Source organism: Leisingera aquimarina DSM 24565, assembly GCF_000473165.1.
GTDB lineage: Bacteria > Pseudomonadota > Alphaproteobacteria > Rhodobacterales > Rhodobacteraceae > Leisingera > Leisingera aquimarina.
The window spans coordinates 2,293,270-2,308,883 of record NZ_KI421504.1 but is presented as its reverse complement, the minus strand read 5'-3'; the positions used below and the strand labels follow the sequence as shown (position 1 = coordinate 2,308,883).

The 15,614-nt window shown below is 62.9% G+C and carries 21 protein-coding genes and 1 tRNA gene; 11 read left to right on the top strand and 11 right to left on the bottom strand.

Features of this window, described 5'->3' with window-relative positions; genetic code table 11:
- Positions 1-131: 131 nt before the first annotated feature.
- The 4 genes from hisB to AQUI_RS31545 all read left to right on the top strand — a co-directional run bounded on the left by hisB (position 132) and on the right by AQUI_RS31545 (position 2,123).
- Complete coding sequence (gene hisB, locus AQUI_RS0115495; protein ID WP_027258314.1) at positions 132-719, top strand: imidazoleglycerol-phosphate dehydratase HisB; 588 nt, start codon at positions 132-134, stop codon at positions 717-719.
- Positions 720-770: 51 nt separating this feature from the next.
- Positions 771-1,253, top strand: coding sequence for a GFA family protein (locus AQUI_RS28165; protein WP_051371914.1), 483 nt, complete (start codon positions 771-773; stop codon positions 1,251-1,253).
- A gap of 67 nt (positions 1,254-1,320) precedes the next feature.
- Positions 1,321-1,959, top strand: a complete 639-nt coding sequence (gene hisH / locus AQUI_RS0115485; protein WP_027258313.1) for an imidazole glycerol phosphate synthase subunit HisH — start codon at positions 1,321-1,323, stop codon at positions 1,957-1,959.
- Positions 1,959-2,123: a hypothetical protein gene (locus tag AQUI_RS31545; protein WP_156916847.1), complete on the top strand. Its 165-nt coding sequence runs from the start codon at positions 1,959-1,961 to the stop codon at positions 2,121-2,123. The genes hisH and AQUI_RS31545 overlap by 1 nt, the downstream gene beginning before the upstream one ends.
- 12 nt (positions 2,124-2,135) lie before the next feature.
- Here the strand turns inward: AQUI_RS31545 and AQUI_RS0115480 are convergent, their stop codons facing one another.
- Positions 2,136-2,864 carry an AraC family transcriptional regulator gene (locus AQUI_RS0115480; protein ID WP_027258312.1) on the bottom strand — a complete coding sequence of 243 codons (729 nt, stop codon included), beginning with the start codon at positions 2,862-2,864 and terminating at the stop codon, positions 2,136-2,138.
- Between the two features lie 115 nt (positions 2,865-2,979).
- On the opposite strand from AQUI_RS0115480, the gene AQUI_RS0115475 reads away from it, so the two are divergent.
- Both AQUI_RS0115475 and AQUI_RS0115470 read left to right on the top strand, forming a co-directional pair.
- A complete protein-coding gene (locus AQUI_RS0115475; RefSeq protein WP_027258311.1) occupies positions 2,980-3,516 on the top strand; it encodes a peroxiredoxin-like family protein in 537 nt (178 codons plus the stop codon).
- Between the two features lie 100 nt (positions 3,517-3,616).
- The gene (locus AQUI_RS0115470; RefSeq protein ID WP_027258310.1) at positions 3,617-3,868 is read left to right on the top strand and encodes a WGR domain-containing protein; all 252 of its coding nucleotides are present in this window, start codon (positions 3,617-3,619) and stop codon (positions 3,866-3,868) included.
- Between the two features lie 13 nt (positions 3,869-3,881).
- Here AQUI_RS0115470 and AQUI_RS0115465 read toward each other — a convergent pair whose 3' ends face one another.
- Positions 3,882-4,268 (bottom strand): DUF2147 domain-containing protein, encoded by a 387-nt coding sequence (locus AQUI_RS0115465; RefSeq protein ID WP_027258309.1) that lies wholly within the window; start codon positions 4,266-4,268, stop codon positions 3,882-3,884.
- A gap of 135 nt (positions 4,269-4,403) precedes the next feature.
- On the opposite strand from AQUI_RS0115465, the gene hisA reads away from it, so the two are divergent.
- Together hisA and AQUI_RS30845 are read left to right on the top strand one after the other, a co-directional pair.
- Positions 4,404-5,126 carry a 1-(5-phosphoribosyl)-5-[(5-phosphoribosylamino)methylideneamino]imidazole-4-carboxamide isomerase gene (hisA, locus tag AQUI_RS0115460; RefSeq protein ID WP_027258308.1) on the top strand — a complete coding sequence of 241 codons (723 nt, stop codon included), beginning with the start codon at positions 4,404-4,406 and terminating at the stop codon, positions 5,124-5,126.
- Positions 5,127-5,151: 25 nt separating this feature from the next.
- On the top strand, positions 5,152-5,529 hold the full coding sequence (locus AQUI_RS30845) for a hypothetical protein (protein ID WP_156916846.1): 378 nt from the start codon (positions 5,152-5,154) through the stop codon (positions 5,527-5,529).
- Here the strand turns inward: AQUI_RS30845 and AQUI_RS0115455 are convergent.
- Complete coding sequence (locus AQUI_RS0115455; protein ID WP_027258307.1) at positions 5,474-5,920, bottom strand: DUF302 domain-containing protein; 447 nt, start codon at positions 5,918-5,920, stop codon at positions 5,474-5,476. The genes AQUI_RS30845 and AQUI_RS0115455 overlap by 56 nt on opposite strands.
- 228 nt (positions 5,921-6,148) lie before the next feature.
- On the opposite strand from AQUI_RS0115455, the gene hisF reads away from it, so the two are divergent.
- Together hisF and AQUI_RS0115445 are read left to right on the top strand one after the other, a co-directional pair.
- Complete coding sequence (hisF, locus tag AQUI_RS0115450; RefSeq protein WP_027258306.1) at positions 6,149-6,910, top strand: imidazole glycerol phosphate synthase subunit HisF; 762 nt, start codon at positions 6,149-6,151, stop codon at positions 6,908-6,910.
- A gap of 11 nt (positions 6,911-6,921) precedes the next feature.
- Positions 6,922-7,239, top strand: a complete 318-nt coding sequence (locus AQUI_RS0115445; RefSeq protein ID WP_027258305.1) for a phosphoribosyl-ATP diphosphatase — start codon at positions 6,922-6,924, stop codon at positions 7,237-7,239.
- Between the two features lie 286 nt (positions 7,240-7,525).
- On the opposite strand, the gene AQUI_RS0115440 is transcribed toward AQUI_RS0115445, so the two are convergent.
- The 3 genes from AQUI_RS0115440 to rlmB form a co-directional block, all read right to left on the bottom strand.
- A complete protein-coding gene (locus tag AQUI_RS0115440) occupies positions 7,526-7,996 on the bottom strand; it encodes a CoA-binding protein (protein ID WP_027258304.1) in 471 nt (156 codons plus the stop codon).
- A gap of 205 nt (positions 7,997-8,201) precedes the next feature.
- The gene (locus AQUI_RS0115435) at positions 8,202-8,651 is read right to left on the bottom strand and encodes a YHS domain-containing (seleno)protein (RefSeq protein ID WP_245596928.1); all 450 of its coding nucleotides are present in this window, start codon (positions 8,649-8,651) and stop codon (positions 8,202-8,204) included.
- Between the two features lie 112 nt (positions 8,652-8,763).
- The gene (gene rlmB / locus AQUI_RS0115430) at positions 8,764-9,540 is read right to left on the bottom strand and encodes a 23S rRNA (guanosine(2251)-2'-O)-methyltransferase RlmB (RefSeq protein WP_027258302.1); all 777 of its coding nucleotides are present in this window, start codon (positions 9,538-9,540) and stop codon (positions 8,764-8,766) included.
- 120 nt (positions 9,541-9,660) lie between these two features.
- On the opposite strand from rlmB, the gene AQUI_RS30840 reads away from it, so the two are divergent.
- Positions 9,661-9,744: transfer RNA gene (locus AQUI_RS30840), tRNA-Tyr, on the top strand.
- A 132-nt stretch (positions 9,745-9,876) separates the two neighbouring features.
- Here AQUI_RS30840 and AQUI_RS0115425 read toward each other — a convergent pair.
- The 5 genes from AQUI_RS0115425 to AQUI_RS0115405 all read right to left on the bottom strand — a co-directional run bounded on the left by AQUI_RS0115425 (position 9,877) and on the right by AQUI_RS0115405 (position 15,309).
- On the bottom strand, positions 9,877-10,395 hold the full coding sequence (locus tag AQUI_RS0115425; protein WP_027258301.1) for a DUF2478 domain-containing protein: 519 nt from the start codon (positions 10,393-10,395) through the stop codon (positions 9,877-9,879).
- A gap of 62 nt (positions 10,396-10,457) precedes the next feature.
- On the bottom strand, positions 10,458-11,120 hold the full coding sequence (locus tag AQUI_RS0115420; RefSeq protein ID WP_027258300.1) for an NnrU family protein: 663 nt from the start codon (positions 11,118-11,120) through the stop codon (positions 10,458-10,460).
- Positions 11,121-11,244: 124 nt separating this feature from the next.
- Positions 11,245-13,281, bottom strand: a complete 2,037-nt coding sequence (locus AQUI_RS0115415; protein ID WP_027258299.1) for an ABC transporter permease — start codon at positions 13,279-13,281, stop codon at positions 11,245-11,247.
- The gene (locus AQUI_RS0115410; protein ID WP_027258298.1) at positions 13,281-14,333 is read right to left on the bottom strand and encodes a quaternary amine ABC transporter ATP-binding protein; all 1,053 of its coding nucleotides are present in this window, start codon (positions 14,331-14,333) and stop codon (positions 13,281-13,283) included. The genes AQUI_RS0115415 and AQUI_RS0115410 overlap by 1 nt, the downstream gene beginning before the upstream one ends.
- Positions 14,334-14,343: 10 nt before the next feature.
- A complete protein-coding gene (locus tag AQUI_RS0115405) occupies positions 14,344-15,309 on the bottom strand; it encodes an ABC transporter substrate-binding protein (protein ID WP_027258297.1) in 966 nt (321 codons plus the stop codon).
- Positions 15,310-15,614 lie beyond the last annotated feature (305 nt).

The window sequence follows — 15,614 nt, the reverse complement described above, 5'->3', positions numbered from 1 at the left end:
CGGCGGCGGTGCTGGCGCAAGAGACCGGGATTGCTGCAACAGATTGGCCCCCATGCACAATGCCGCACTTGAGCCACGCCCCCTGCCCGCCCTATAAGCGCCCCTGCAGCTTGACGAAGGACAGCCCGCAGATGCGTACCGCCACAGTGACCCGCCAGACCGCGGAAACCGATATCTCGGTCGAGATCAACCTCGACGGCACCGGGGTTTATGACAACCGGACCGGGGTTGGCTTTTTCGACCACATGCTGGATCAGTTGGCGCGCCATTCGCTGATCGACATGACCATCCGCGCCAAGGGCGATTATCACATCGACGACCACCACACAGTGGAGGACACCGGCATTGCGCTGGGTCAGGCGCTGGTGCAGGCGCTGGGGGACAAAAAAGGTATCCGCCGCTATGGCGAGTGCCACCTGCCGATGGATGACGCGCAGGTGCGCTGCGCGCTGGACCTCTCGGCGCGCCCCTTCCTGATCTGGAACGTGGAACTTCCGACCCAGAAGATCGGCGCGTTTGACACCGAGCTGGTGCGCGAGTTTTTCCAAGCGCTCAGCACCCATGGCGGCATCACCCTGCACATCGACCAGCTGCACGGGTTCAACAGCCACCACATTGCGGAGGCGGCCTTCAAAGCCGTGGCCCGCGCGCTGCGGCTGGCGGTGGAAACCGACCCGCGCAAAGCCGATGCGATTCCCTCCACCAAGGGTGCGCTGTAACAGCCGATCCGTGATATGCTCCCTGCAGTTGTTTTGCAGGGGGGCTATTCAATGACCATTCACGACGGCGGCTGCCTGTGCGGCGCCTTGCGTTACCAGGTAACCAGCGACCCCTTGTGGGTCACTGCCTGCTTTTGCCGGTTCTGCCAGCGGGCCACGGGTGCGCTGGGAATGGTGGAACCGATTTTCGACATCACCCGTTTTCAGATCACCGAAGGGTCTCCAGCCCGCTACGCTCACCTCTCCGGCGGCAGCGGCAAGGAGGTGAACGTGCATTTCTGCGCAAACTGCGGCACAAAGACCCATCTGACATTCGAACGCTGGCCGGACCGGCTGGGGGTCTATGCGGGCACTTTCGATGACCCCGGCTGGTTCGAATTCACACCGGACAACAGCAAGTTCATCTTTCTGGACGACGCAGTGCGCGGCGCCACGGTTCCGCCGGGCTTCAAGGTGTTCCAGCAGCACGCCGCCACCGCGGATGGCACACCGCTGGCCCCTGAAGTTCTGGAGGAGGTGCTGCACATCCGCTGAAGGCTTGGCAGCGCCCGGCTGTTGCGCTAGGCAGCATGCGAGTTTCTTACCGCCTGGAGAGCCCGTTATGCTGACCGCGATTATCGATTACGAATCCGGCAACCTGCACTCCGCCGAGAAGGCCTTTCAGCGCATGGCGCGGGAAGTGGATGCGGGCGAGGTCGTTGTGACCTCCGACGCCGATGTGGTTGCCCGGGCCGACCGGCTGGTTCTGCCCGGCGACGGCGCCTTTCCCGCCTGCGCGGCAGAGCTGCGCGGCCACAAGGGCATCTATGACGCCATGGTCGAGGCGGTGGAGCAGAAGGGCCGCCCGTTCCTGGGCATCTGCGTCGGCATGCAGCTGATGGCGACCACCGGGCATGAATACGAGGAGACCCCGGGCCTAGGCTGGGTTGGCGGCGATGTGGTGAAGATCACGCCGGCAGATGCATCCCTGAAGGTGCCGCATATGGGCTGGAACGATCTGGTGATCGAGACAGCACACCCGGTATTTGACGGTATTGCTTCCGGCGATCACGTGTATTTCGTGCACTCCTACCATTTCCGCGTGTCCACCCCGGCAGAACGGCTGGCACATGTGGATTATGCCGGCGACGTGACCGCGGTGGTCGGGCGGGACACCATGCTGGGCATGCAATTCCATCCTGAGAAAAGCCAGGCCACGGGCCTGCGGATGATCGGGAATTTCCTGACCTGGAAACCATAATGGAACGGCGCTGGCGCGCCGTTGCCTCCCCTCTCGGCGGCAAAGCCGCCTGCCGGGCAGGGGAAAGGGAGTATTTGAGAAAAGATGAAATGCGCTGCCTGCTCTTTCACCTTTTTATAAATACTCATTTACGCCGCACTGCCAGCCTGAAACAACTTTCCTAGACAGCGAGCATCCTAAGCCGCACGACGCAACGAAACCGGCGCGACACCGTAAACTTTGCGGAAGGCGCGAGTGAATCCTTCGGGCGAACCATAGGCATAGCGGCGTGCCACCGCCTCAACCCTGTCGCCGCGGGCAAGATCCTGATGCGCGAGGATCAGGCGCCAGCGGCGCAAATACCCTATTGGGGTTTCCCCGACCTCCGACGCAAAAAGTTCAGAAAAGCGCGACAGCGACAGCCCCGCTTCCTGCGCCAGATCTGCATTGGTCCAAAGCCTGCCGGGATGGTCGTGCATTGCCACAATGGCCCGGCTGAGGCGCGGGTCTGCAAGGCCTGCCAGCAGCCCCGGTTCAGTGGCCCCCTTTTGGATCTGATTGCGCAACAGGCGCACCATAAGCACCTCGCCCAGCCTGTTGATCACAGATTGCGCGCCGCAATGCTGCCCCTCGGCCTCGTCCCGCATCAAGCGAACCAGCCCCTGCGCCTCGGCATTGCTGCCGATGCCGTAGTCCACAACCGGCGGCAGGGCCGCCAGGAACGGATTGCTGTTGCCCGACCATTCCACCCGCGCGGCCCACATGACCGTGCCGGGGTCGGGATCCGCCAGCGTGCCCTTAGCGCGATAGAGGATCCGCACCGGCTGCCCCGCCTCATCTGCCAGCGCAATCAGATTGGCCTCTCCAGGCCCGGCGGCCTGCACGGCGAGCTGAAAGCGGTCCATCAAAGTAGTGAGGCGGTCCATGATTTCGAGGTTCCCGTCATGTTTTTCGGATTTATAAGACATTAAGCTGCGCAATACAGTGGTTCAACCACCACTCACGCCACCACTCACACCACGACTTACAAGGAGCATCCCCATGCTGATCCCCCGCCAGAAAACCCCAGAGCTGACCCTGCCGACGCTGGACCACGGTCCGTTCGACCTGTCCGCGGAAACTGCTGAGCGCGGCACTGTGATCTGTTTCTACCGCGGCCTGCATTGTCCGATCTGCGCCACTTATCTGAAGGAGTTCGAGAAGAAGGTCGCGGCCTTCGCTGAGCGCGGTGTTGATTGCATCGCTATCAGCTCGGACGGCCAGGAGCGCACCCGCGCGATGGCCGACAAGATCGAAGCCAAGGAACTGCGATTTGGCTATGACCTGCCGCTCTCGGCGGCCAAGGACTGGGGCCTCTATATCTCTACCTCGCGCGGCAAGACCTCGATCGGGATCGAAGAACCCGCGCTGTTCTCGGAACCCGGCCTGTTTCTGGTGACACCGGAGCAGACGCTGTATTACGGCGCGGTGCAGACCATGCCGTTTGTGCGCCCGCATTTCGCGGAACTGGTGGCGGCGCTGGATTTTGCGATCCCCAACAACTACCCGGCGCGCGGCGAATACACCGGCGATGTGTAGCTCCGGCGCCAGCCTCTAAAATCGGCTGTGTACGGTAATGGACAAAAGGTCCGCTTCGATGCATACGGTGCGGACCTTTTTACGCGCCCCGGGTCCCCCATTGCACATCCGCTTCGAGAAATACGACCATAGTGAAGGCAAGCACCGCTATTGCCAGCTGAGCCTGACGCCGACGCTGTTCGGCGACTGGTGTGTTGAGCGTGTGTCGGGACCGCTGAATGCGCCAGGCGGGGTTCAGAAGCGGACGTATTTTGCCGCCCAAGCAGAGGCGATGGCGATTTTTGAACGCTTCCGGGACCGGCAGATGAAACGCGGCTATGCGCCGATCCCGGTGCAGCTGGGGCTGCTGTAGGCCCCCGCCGAGTTTACTTGATCCGCATCCAGGTCTGCTTTGAGCAGATCAGCCCGCCCGCCACACAGCCTCGCAGGGCAAGGCTATTTCCGGCCATGTCCATCTTGCCGATGTAGACTTTATCGTTGGACGGCCTCCAGACCTTGCCCTCGTAAGAGCCGTCGCCGTTGGGCACCATATCGATCACCAGCGTTTTGCCGATGTTGGGGGACTGATACTCGCCATCGCTATTGAAGGTACGGGCGATCTTGCCGCAGACCGCGGCACCGCATTCGGCCATCTGGATATGGGCATAAGAGCCGTCATCGGGTTGCGTTTTCCAGATGCCGAGCACCGGATCCGCCGCCGCGGCGCCCGCCAGCCCAAGGGCCACGGCCATACCTGCCAGTAGATGCTTCATTCCATTTCCTCCCTGTTTTTCAGGCAGCCTGTCCCTGATGGGCCGCTTCTGGCAAGGTTGACTTCGGGTCGCGTTGCAATTCAGGCCGCGCTTGTGCAAAACACCGCCAGCTTGATTTCACGAAGGACCGCCCGGATGATCCTCTACCCCGCGATTGACCTCAAAGACGGCCAGGCCGTGCGCCTGCTGCATGGCGAGATGGACAAGACCACCGTGTTCAACGACAACCCCGCCGCCCAGGCGCTGGAATTTGTCGCGGCGGGCTGCGAATGGCTGCATCTGGTGGACCTCAACGGCGCCTTTGCCGGTGAGCCGGTGAATGCCGCGCCGGTCGAGGAGATCCTGAAGCAGACCAAAGTGCCCGCGCAGCTGGGCGGCGGCATCCGCGATATGGCCACCATCGAACGCTGGATCGGCAAAGGCCTGGCGCGCGTGATCCTGGGCACCGTGGCGGTGGAAAACCCGGATCTGGTGCGCGAAGCGGCACGCGAATTCCCCGGCAAGGTCGCCGTCGGCATCGACGCCCGCAACGGCAAGGTCGCCACCAAGGGCTGGGCTGAGGAGACCGACGTGATGGTCACAGATTTGGCCAAATCTTTCGAGGACGCCGGTGTTGCCGCCATCATCTACACCGACATTCTGCGCGACGGCGCCATGAAAGGCCCAAATGTCGAGGCCACCGCCGATCTGGCCAATGCCGTCAGCATTCCGGTGATTGCCTCCGGTGGCGTGTCCTCGCTGGACGATCTGCGGGCGCTGAAATCCTGCGCCGCACCGCTGAACGGTGCCATTTCAGGCCGGGCGTTGTATGACGGGGCGATAGATCTGAAAGAGGCGCTGGCTGTTCTGAAGGCCTGACGCTTTACCGGAACCGGGAGGCCGCATGCGCTGGATCCGCCGCATCCTTGCCATTCTGGCCTTAGGGCCCATCGTCCTGTGGCTGCTGTGCATTGCCTTTGTGATGCTGCTGGGGTTCGGCTTTGGCTGTGAAATCCACGAGGGCTTTGCCAATCCATGTGTGGTGCTGGGCCGCGATCTGGCGGAGACCGCCTATACCATGGGTGTCTTTGCCGCCTGGGGGCCGCTGATCTTTGGTCCCGTCTCTCTTGGGGGGGGGGGTTATGGGCGATTGCTGTGGCGATCGACCGCCACCGTTCCCGCCCGCACCGCTAAGGCACAGCAAGGCCGGCAACAGCTCCCGCGGCTTATTGCGCCGCTGCCTCCGTCAGCTTGCCCAGTGCGCCCTGCATCTTGGCGATGAAACCGGCATCGGCAGGAATATCGAGACCGGAGAGCATCTCCGCCGGATCTTCATAGGTCAGCCAGACCTGGCCCTCAGCATCCTCATACGCCAGTACCTTGAGCGGCAGATAAAGCCCCGCCCGCATGTCGGCCTGCATCGCCGGGGTGCCCAGCTTGGGGTTGCCGAAGATCAGCAGCTGCGAGGCCGCCAGTTCCAGCTCTGCCTGCTGCCCGCCCGCAGCATGGTCCACCCGGGCAAAGACGGTGGCCCCGGCGCCTTCAACGGCGGCCTGCAGCGCGTCCATGGTTTCGGCCACGGGTTTCTGGCTTGGCACTTTCATCAGCTCGGCGGCGGCGGGCAATGCGGACATGAGGGCGATGGCTCCGGCAAGGATAAGGGGTTTTGTCATAACAACTGCTCCGAAATGTGCGGTGATAGGATGAAAACAAGGCAAGCGGTCCCGGCTGGCAATTCACGTTTCCGGCATGGGCAGAACCTTGCTGCCCTCCAGAAGCTCTGCGCGGCAGAATACCACAGCAGCCCGCCCGGACCAAAACGCGCACGGGCGGCCATACCTGTTGCGCTTTCAGCGGTGTTTGCGTACCCACGGCGCAAGCAGCTTGAAAGGCAGATCATCATGCTGAAGACCCGTATCATCCCCTGTCTCGACGTCGCCGACGGGCGCGTGGTCAAGGGCGTCAACTTTGTCGGCCTGCGCGACGCGGGCGACCCGGTGGAATCGGCCAAGGCTTATGATGCGGCCGGCGCGGATGAGATCTGCTTTCTCGATATTCACGCCACCCATGAAAACCGCGGCACCATGTTCGACGTGGTGCGCCGCACCGCCGAGCAGTGCTTTGTGCCGCTGACCGTGGGCGGCGGGGTGCGGACCAAGGACGACGTGCGCGCACTGCTGCTGGCGGGGGCTGACAAGGTCTCGTTCAATTCCGCCGCCGTGGCCAACCCGGATGTGATCGCCGACGCGGCGGATCAGTTCGGCAGCCAGTGCATCGTCTGCGCCATCGACGCCAAGACGGTGCAGCCGGGCCGCTGGGAGATTTTCACCCACGGCGGCCGCAAGCCCACCGGCATCGACGCAGTGGAATTTGCCCGTACCGTGGTGGCCAAGGGGGCCGGGGAAATCCTGCTGACCTCGATGGACCGCGACGGCACCAAAGCGGGCTTCAACCTGCCGCTGACGCGGGCGATTTCCGATGCGGTGGACGTGCCGGTGATCGCCTCAGGCGGCGTCGGCAACCTGGATCACCTGGTGGAGGGTGTGACCAAGGGCGGCGCAAGTGCTGTACTGGCGGCCTCAATCTTCCATTTCGGCGAATACACCATTCAGGAAGCCAAGAACCACATGGCCGCCGCCGGCATTCCGATGCGGTTGAACTGAAGGGGCATGTAATGAGCCTGCTGCACGATCTCGAAACCACCATCCTCTCGCGCAAGGGCGCTGATCCGGACACCAGCTGGACCGCCAGGCTGCTGGCCAAGGGACCGGAGAAATGCGCCGAGAAATTCGGTGAGGAAGCCATCGAGGCCATCATCGAAGCGGTGAAGGATGACAAGGCGGGGCTCGCCTCAGAAGGGGCCGATGTGCTTTATCATTTCCTGGTGATGCTGGCCGCCCGCAATGTGGCGCTGGACGATGTGCTGCAGGTGCTGGCGGAACGCCAGGGCCTGAGCGGCGTCACCGAGAAGGCCAGCCGCCGCAAGAGCTGACCCCCCTCCTGCGGCCGCGGATCAAGGCAGGCGCAACCTCCGCGCGCCAGCGCGGCTTGCCCTTGACGCGCATTCGGAAAACACAATCAGAAAGGCCCTTGAGGGCAGGGCTCCGCCCGTTCGGGCCTGATTTGATCTCCCGAATCAATTCCTAGACGGCCCTCACCCTCTCAAGGGTCTCACAGCAAAACCTTCTTCTTGCGCCGCGCAGCGGAGCCCGGCCCAACCGTGGAGGCCGCCCCGAAGGGTGCAGGAATGGGCGGGAGCACCTCCGCCCCGCGCCCCCTCAAAGTTTCGAGGATATGATTCCGGTGGCGAAACCGCCGAACCGCAACTCTCCGAACAAACGCTGATATTCGATCTTGGGACAGCGGTTCTGGATCACCGTCACACCGCGCGCCTCGGCCTTGGCAGCAGCCTCAGCATGTTGCACCCCGATCTGCATCCAGATGGTCTGCAAGTCAGGAAACATTTCCAGCGCCTCGTCCACAATCGGCGGCACCGCTTCGGAGCGGCGGAAGATGTCGACCATATCCACCGTGGCATCGATATCAGAAAGACTGGCCCGCACCGTCTCTCCAAACAACATCTTGCCAGCATGGCCGGGGTTCACCGGAATCACCCGGTACCCCTTAAGGCCCAGATAGCGCGCCACGTAATAGCTGGGGCGCACCGGGTTCATCGACACGCCGACAACCGCCACCGTCTTGGCCTGCTCCAGGACCGCTTTCAGATGCTTATCACTGTATTCTGTCATGCCGCGCACCCTAGCTTTGCCGCCCGCCTGCGCAAAGCCGGATTCGCCGCCCGCAAACAAAAAAGCGCCCGGACGAACCGGGCGCTAGGTATGGAACGAGGGACAGTGAAAAAGATCTGCGGTGGTTCCACTCCGCAGTCCCTATTGAATATGGGTCACAGTCTGAAAAATAAAAGAGCACCTCTCGCAATCGTGAGGTGACAGGCTATTTCCTCAAAACCGCAGGCCAATGCGCGCGGCCATCCGCAATCATCTGCACGGTGTCCTCCTGCCACAGATGTTGGACAGTGCGGTTGTTCAGAAGAAACAGTTCACCGTCAACGATGGCCCAAATCTGCGGGTTTCCATCATGAAGCCGCCCCTGCGACATCGCATAGGCGCAGTAGCCGCCAAAGGCCGGCGCATAGGCCCGCGGGTTGGCCTCGAACTGCGCCTGATTGCGGGCCGATGCAAACCGCCAGACAACGCCCTTCCACATCACCGCATGGCCGCGCCGTCCGGGTTTGGCCGTGCCAGTTTCGAAAAACGCGACGGCGTCATAACCTCCGATGGCGACCCCCGCGCGCGCTGAAAACACAGAAGCATTCGCCCGCGCCACACCCGGCAGGGACAGAAAGATCACCGCAACAGCCATCAGGGCCAGACGCAAGGCCACATTGCACCCCATTCAATTCTTGCAACAGACTTCCGACTCTGCCGCACCGCACTGCCCCTGCAAAGACAGCATACGCAGATGTGATCAGCCCGTGATGGCCAGTGCCGCGGCCCTACCGGGCGATAGAGGCATATAGCGCGATAGCCGCCGCATTGGAGACATTGAGCGAGCCAAAACCGCCCGCGGCGTCAATTTTGACCAGCCCGTCGACGGTTTCTTTGGTCTTCTGGCGCAACCCCGGGCCTTCAGCGCCCAGTACCAGCGCCACCGGCAGGTGCTTTTTGCTGTCCAGCGCGGTCTCGATGGTGTCCTCCGCTTCGCCGTCCAGACCCAGCACGATGAAACCCATGTTCTGCAGCTCGGTGATAGTGTCGGCCAGGTTGCGCATCCGCAAATAGGGCTGCCGTTCCAGCGCGCCGCTGGCGGTCTTGGCCAGCGCCCCGGTTTCCGGCGCCGAATGGTGGCGGGTGCCAATGACGGCGCTGGCGCCCAGCACCTCTGCCGAGCGCAGGATGGCGCCGACGTTATGGGGATCGGTGACGCGATCCAGCAGCAGCACCCGCGGCGCCTCCCGCCCAATGCAGTTGTCGGCCAGCCCGCCCCAGTTCAAGGGCTTCACTTCCAGTGCGGCGCCCTGATGCACCGACTGCGCGTCAATCGGAGGGTTGAACTTGCGCGGGTCGATCACCTCGGCTTCGACGCCCGAGGCTGCGATGGCATCGGACAGTTTCACTTCGGCGTTCATGGTCACCATCAGGCGCAGTTTTTCGCGTTGGGGATTCATCAGCGCATCGCGCACCGCATGCAGCCCGAACAGCCACACGGTTTCTGCCGAGGCGGCTTTTTTGGACTGTTCTTTTGCGACGACCCATTTGGGCTTCTTGGTCATTTTGCTCTCCGGCAGAAAGAATTTTCAAGGCGTGCTGAAAACTTGCGTTTTTCCGGTTGACGCCCCTTTGGCCTGCTTGTAATCACGCCTCCACATCAGGTGCAACATGCAACTGACAGTGGGCGACAGGCCGCAAGGTGTGGCAGGGGACTGTAACTCCCTCGCGGAGACGCACGCCTGGTTCGATTCCAGGGTCGCCCACCATCTTCTCTCTTTTTCAGACCGGACGATGGTGGTTCAGCTGCAGGCGCGCGCGCCCGCGCGCTGCCCGGCGCAGCAAAAAGCCCGCGTGAAGTTCGCGGGCTTTCCGTTTGATTTGAAATGGGAATGCGCGAGTCAGGCGGTTTCGGCCACGGCCTGTTCTGCCCAGGCGACCAGGACCTCAAGATCCGGTCCTGCCTCCACGGCCATGCCGTCGGCAAAGGCCTGGAACGGCTCCACATTCATCTTATTGACGCCGGAAATCACCGGAATGCCAAGGGCCAGCGCCTCGCCGATGACCGGCCGCATACCGCGCCCGTCGGCCTCGTGCTTGCCGAATTTGTTGACGATCATCAGTTGCGGTGCCGGGTCCGATTGCAGCGTGGCAGAGACCTGGCCGACAGCCTGTTCCAGCGCTTCCGGGTTGAGGCGGCAACCGCGCGCGCCTGCGCCCAGGGATTGCGAAATCCGGATGGTTTCGCCGTCAGGCAGCACCCGGACATCCATGTCGCACAGCTCCTTGTCGTAGCATTCGACATTGGTCTGCGCGATGCCTGCCAGGCGGATGCCCTTGGCCTGCAATTTCTCAGCCAGCTCACTCAGCAGGCGGTCGGTGGCACCGCGTTCTTGGGTCATCACATAGGCCAGGTGCATCGGTCGTTCTCTCCAGTCTCGTCTCAGTTCATAGGTGGTCATGCGGCGGGCGGGGTCAACCCCTACCACGGCAACGGGCTGTAGCCGATGACCGGGGCGTGCAGGATCAGCAGGACCAGGAACACCGCCGCCGCCAGCGCCACCTCAGCCGCAGACGGGCGCAGGCGGGCCAGATTCAGCCGTGCTGTATTGCGGCTGAGACGGGTCCATTCGCCCTGCCCCATCCGCCGCTGAGTGCGCCGGTCGATCAATGCCATTCCGGTCCAAGCAAACCCCGCAAACAATCCGAACAGGATCACATGCGCCAGATCGCCATTGGCCAGCAGATGCGCCCCGCCCCACAGCGCCATGGCCGCAAGCAGCGGATGGCGGCTGACCGCCAGAATGCCGGGTTTTGCCGGGTCAAAGGCCCGCAGCCCCAGGCCGCCAAAGCTGAACGGGTTCTGCCGCATCATTCCCGCCACCGCCAGCAGGCAGGCCAGCGGCATCAGCAAAAGCGGCGCCCATCGGAAGATGTCCCAATAGGGCAGCACGCCGACATAAGGCGCCCGTGCCGCCGCCATGACCAGCCAGGCCAGAATCGCCAGCGACAGAAGGCTGTAGGCGATGATATAGCCGCGCAGGCCGAGGCGGCTCACCAGCCAGGGCCGCACCGGCGGGCGCACTGGTATCGCATGGCTCAGCAGAAACAACGCCAGCGCCGCGATGAATTCAAGCCAGCCCATCGGGGTCTCTCCTGCCTTAGATCAGTCTGTTGTGCAGCTATAAGCGGGCGAACAGTATAAGACGTTGCCCCAGATCAAAAAAGGGCGCCGCTGGGGCGCCCTTCTCACTTCGCTGCAGCGGGGCTTAAAGCCCCAGTGCTTTGCGCCGTTCCTCGGCAAAGCCCTGCACCATGCGGTCGGCGATCAAGGCAAGAATCGCCATTGCCGCACCGGCAGAGATACCCAGCCCCACATCCGCCTGCCCCAGCGCCAGATAGATCGACTGGCCAAGGCCGGTGGTGCCGATCAGCGCTGCAATGACCAGCATCGCAAAGGCATAGAGGATGGTCTGATTGAGCCCCAGCAGGATCGAGGGCGCCGCATAAGGTGCGCGGATATCCTTGAGCATCTGCCATTTGGTGGCACCGGAGGCTGTTGCGGCTTCGATCATCTCCTCCGGCGTCGAGACCAGCCCGTGCCGGGTGTAGCGGATCATCGGCACGATGGCATAGGCGATGATCGCCAGAAAAGCCGAGAACTCACCGATCTGAAACACCATCAGCACCGGGATCAGGAAGACAAACAGCGGGATTGTCTGCAGCATGTCGCAGATCGGATGCACCACGCGCCACACAGCCGGCGACACGGCAGAGACAAGGCCGATCGCCCCACCCATCACCGTGCAGGCAAACACAGCAGCGCCCGACAGATACAGCGACAGCAGCGCCCGCTCCCACAGGCCGGAGACCAAAATAGTGGCCAGCAGTGCAACCGTCATAATCGCCAGACCACGCCCGCCGGCAACCCAGGCCAGCGCGCCCGCGCCGATCAGCACAAAGGGCCAGGGCAGTTGCGAGATACCTGTCTCCAGCATGCCGGCGGCAATCAGCAGCATCACGCCCAGCGCCAGCTGGCCGCGTAACGCAAAGACCGCGCCGGCAGCGGCACCCGTTGCAAACAGTCCCAGGCTCATCATCGGAGTCCAGGAAAACCCCCAGGTGAAGGGCAGCACTGCCTGATCCAGCCCGATCCGCAGCGGCAGCAGCACATAGAACAGCACGTTGTTCTTGAATGCAGTCAGCACGTCTGCATTGGCAGTGGTAAAGGCCGACAGCCCCCTGTCCACGCTATCCGCCACTGGGTTGAACAGGGCATAAGCGCCGGGCTGCTGAATGTGGCCCCAAAACACGGCGCTGGCTGCGGCGCCCACGGCCAGGATGCCCCAGGCGATGCGCGGATCGTGTTTTTCGCGCCGGTCCTGGGTCAAGGTGCCGCTCATCCGGTCGATCAGGATGGCAAAGATCACGATCACCAGACCGGCCAGCAGGCTTTGCCCGAACTGCGCCTTGCGCATGGTCAGCAGAACTTCCCAGCCGATGTCATCGAAACCGCCGATAACGGCTGCGATAATCACCATCGACAGCGCCGCCATCAGGCATTGATTGACGCCCACCATGATCTGCTGCCCGGCCGAGGGGATCTCGCACTGGAACAGCTGCTGCAGCCGGGTGCCGCCGGCCATGATGGCGGCTTCCTTGATCTCCGGCTCCACCCGCTCCAGCCCCAGCAGCACATTGCGGGCCATTGGCGGCGCGGCATAGATGGCGGAGGCAATGAGGCCAACAACCGGGCCAAAGCCGAACAGTACCAGCAGAGGGGTAAGATAGGCAAAAGTCGGCACCGTTTGCATGATGTCCAGCAATGCCTGCACCGGTTTTCGGACGCGCGGGTATTCATTGGCCAGGATACCGATGCCGCCGCCGATGATCAGCGCCAGCGGCACCGAGACAGCGACCAGCGCCAGCGTGTTCATGCTTTCGGGCCAGTAACCCGATGCCAGCACAAACCCGAGGCCGACAAGGGCCATCAGCGCCATCCGCACGCCGCCCAGGATCCAGGCCAGCGCCGCAGTGGCGCAGATGACCAGCGGCCAGGGCGTGTTGCTCAGCACATAATTGGCGGCCTCCATCGGGTAAAACATCAGCGCCGAAAAGCCGCGCGCAGTGGGTTTGATCAGCGCCAGCAGCCACTCCATCGCCGCGCCTGCCCAATCGGTTGCGGGCAGCACCCAGGCGGCAGGGAATTTGACCAGCCACGGCAGGCTGCTTTCCAGCAGCAGGCACAGCGCCCCGGCCGCCGCCGCGATCAGCGCCGCCACGGATCCTTTTGTCAGAAACGCCATTACCCCTGCTCCACCTGCAGCGCCGCTGCCAGGTCTGCCGGGTTCACGACTCCCACCACGTTGCCCTCGGGCGAGCGTACCGGCACCGGCTCGTACAGCTCCATGCAGCGTGCCAGGGCGGCATCCAGCGTCATGTCCTGGCGCAGGCCGGGGTCATCGGCGCCATACGCCAGCCCCGCGCCGGTCTCCATCACCGAGGCCACCCGGGCGTGCCGGCCCTTGGCCACATCCTTGGAAAACTCGCGCACGTAGTCATCCACCGGGCGCAGCACGATGTCGGCAGGGGTGCCGATCTGCACGATCCTGCCATCGCGCATGATGGCGATGCGGTCGGCCAGCTTCAGCGCCTCGTTGATGTCATGGGTGATGAAGACGATGGTGGTTTTCAGCTTGGCCTGGATCTCCAGGAACTCATCCTGCAGCTGGCGCCGGATCAGCGGGTCGAGCGCCGAGAACGGCTCATCCAGGAACCAGACCGAACAATCCGCCACCAGTGAGCGGGCGATACCGACGCGCTGGCGCTGGCCACCGGACAGCTCCCGCGGATAGTGGTTTTCGCGGCCGCGCAGGCCGACCAGATTGATCACCTCTTCCGCCTTGGCCTGCCGTTGCTTTTTCTTCACTCCCTGCACCCGCAGGGGATAGGCGACGTTTTCGGCCACCGTCATATGCGGGAACAGGCCGAAGTGCTGGAACACCATGCCCAGCTTCTTGCGGCGCAGCTCGATCAGCCGTTTGGCGCTGGCCTCGACGATGTTTTCGCCGTCGATGCGGATTTCGCCGCCGGTGGCGTGCAGCAGGTGCGAGATGCAGCGGATCAGGGTGGACTTGCCCGACCCTGACAGCCCCATGATCACAAACAGCTCCCCCTCCTGCACTTGGAAGGACGCGTTCTGCACCGCCGGGATCAGCCCCTTGCTGCGCAGCTCTCCGGCGGCGTCATCCGGCGAGGGATGGTTCGCCAGCACCTCTTTCAAGGCGCTGTCTGCGTCATTGCCAAACACCTGCCAGACATTCTGGCAGGTGATGGCAGGCGTTTCAGAGCCACTCACTGGGCGCGGCTCACTTAATGGCGGCGTCGACAACCGGGCGCCATTTGCCCTCATTATCGGCCATCCAGGCGGCAACCACCTCTTCGACCTTGCCGCCATCCACGTCGATCGCGCCCATCATCGGCTGCTGGTCTTCCACGGCCAGGGTGTAGTTCGACAGGATTTCATAGGCTGCAGGCCAGGTTTCCTCAGCCCCGGACCAGGCCGCCTTGAAGATGCGTGAGGGCGAGAAATCGCAATCGTTCACCGCATTCGGGTTCGGGCCCCAGGCCGGATCAGAGAAACAGGCCTCCTCGCCCGGCGGCAGATCGACGAATTTCACGTCATAGGCCGACATTGCCCAATGCGGCTGCCAGAAGGTGACCAGCAGCGGCGTCTTGCGCTCGGTTGCGGCGCGCAGTTCGACGATCAAGGCGGCTTCGGAGCCTGCAGGCACCGCCTTGAACGGCAGGTCCAGCCCGGTCATGCGGTCGGCGCCCGGCGTGCCCCAGTCGGCGGGGTAATCGACCAGGCGGCCGTTGGGCAGGGTTTCCGCGGTGGCGAATTGCATCGCGCAGTCCTTCAGCGCCTCCCACGCCGGCAGGCCAGGGCAAAGCTCAGCCACATGGGCCGGATAGGCGATGCCTTCGCGCGCGTTCAACTCCAGATCGCCAAGCTCAACGACGGTGCCTTCTTCGATCTTCTTGGCGTATTCATCCGAGACGTTCGACGACCAGATTTCCAGCGTCGCGTGAATGTCGCCATCGGCAATCGCCTGGAATTGGTTCATCATGCCGGCCGAGACAAATTCCACCTCATAGCCCGCGGCCTTCAGCATCTCTGCGGCGATATGGGTGGTCACATGCTGGCCGGTCCATTCGTTCACAGCCAGCTTGATCGGCTTGCTGGTATCACCAAGTTCCGCTGCCGAAGCCAAGCCCGCAGCAACCGTCATCGATGCGGCGCCCAGCGCCAGCGCATATCCTTTGAAGTTCATTGTTCTACTCCCTGTCATTGGTCTTGCGCCGCCGATTGTCCGGCTTGGCGCGTCTTTTGGAACCCGGCGGTTCATGGCGTCTGCCTGGCCTTGCGGCTGGTCTTAATTCTTGTCAGCAGGCACCCATTGTCCAAGTGTGGCCGGGGATAATGCAAGTATTGGAACATATTACGACAGTTTGTCGAGTGATTGCGGCATAAACTGCGAAATATTTTGATTGACGGTTCAAGTTTCTGTGCAAGCGGACAAGTTCCGGAATCACCTTGCGCCCGCGTGGCAAACGCCCGCAACCAGCATGCCGCGGC

Excerpts from the sequence above, each read along its gene's own strand:
- AQUI_RS0115445 (WP_027258305.1), top strand. The coding sequence starts at position 6,922 with ATGAGCCTGCTGCACGATCTCGAAACCACCATCCTCTCGCGCAAGGGC.
- AQUI_RS0115420 (WP_027258300.1), bottom strand. The coding sequence starts at position 11,120 with ATGGGCTGGCTTGAATTCATCGCGGCGCTGGCGTTGTTTCTGCTGAGC.
- hisH (WP_027258313.1), top strand. The coding sequence starts at position 1,321 with ATGCTGACCGCGATTATCGATTACGAATCCGGCAACCTGCACTCCGCC.
- hisA (WP_027258308.1), top strand. The coding sequence starts at position 4,404 with ATGATCCTCTACCCCGCGATTGACCTCAAAGACGGCCAGGCCGTGCGC.
- AQUI_RS0115415 (WP_027258299.1), bottom strand. The coding sequence starts at position 13,281 with ATGGCGTTTCTGACAAAAGGATCCGTGGCGGCGCTGATCGCGGCGGCG.
- AQUI_RS0115480 (WP_027258312.1), bottom strand. The coding sequence starts at position 2,864 with ATGGACCGCCTCACTACTTTGATGGACCGCTTTCAGCTCGCCGTGCAG.
- AQUI_RS0115475 (WP_027258311.1), top strand. The coding sequence starts at position 2,980 with ATGCTGATCCCCCGCCAGAAAACCCCAGAGCTGACCCTGCCGACGCTG.
- AQUI_RS0115465 (WP_027258309.1), bottom strand. The coding sequence starts at position 4,268 with ATGAAGCATCTACTGGCAGGTATGGCCGTGGCCCTTGGGCTGGCGGGC.
- rlmB (WP_027258302.1), bottom strand. The coding sequence starts at position 9,540 with ATGACCAAGAAGCCCAAATGGGTCGTCGCAAAAGAACAGTCCAAAAAA.
- AQUI_RS0115455 (WP_027258307.1), bottom strand. The coding sequence starts at position 5,920 with ATGACAAAACCCCTTATCCTTGCCGGAGCCATCGCCCTCATGTCCGCA.
- AQUI_RS0115440 (WP_027258304.1), bottom strand. The coding sequence starts at position 7,996 with ATGACAGAATACAGTGATAAGCATCTGAAAGCGGTCCTGGAGCAGGCC.
- hisB (WP_027258314.1), top strand. The coding sequence starts at position 132 with ATGCGTACCGCCACAGTGACCCGCCAGACCGCGGAAACCGATATCTCG.
- AQUI_RS0115425 (WP_027258301.1), bottom strand. The coding sequence starts at position 10,395 with ATGCACCTGGCCTATGTGATGACCCAAGAACGCGGTGCCACCGACCGC.
- AQUI_RS31545 (WP_156916847.1), top strand. The coding sequence starts at position 1,959 with ATGGAACGGCGCTGGCGCGCCGTTGCCTCCCCTCTCGGCGGCAAAGCC.
- AQUI_RS30845 (WP_156916846.1), top strand. The coding sequence starts at position 5,152 with ATGCGCTGGATCCGCCGCATCCTTGCCATTCTGGCCTTAGGGCCCATC.
- AQUI_RS0115405 (WP_027258297.1), bottom strand. The coding sequence starts at position 15,309 with ATGAACTTCAAAGGATATGCGCTGGCGCTGGGCGCCGCATCGATGACG.
- AQUI_RS28165 (WP_051371914.1), top strand. The coding sequence starts at position 771 with ATGACCATTCACGACGGCGGCTGCCTGTGCGGCGCCTTGCGTTACCAG.
- hisF (WP_027258306.1), top strand. The coding sequence starts at position 6,149 with ATGCTGAAGACCCGTATCATCCCCTGTCTCGACGTCGCCGACGGGCGC.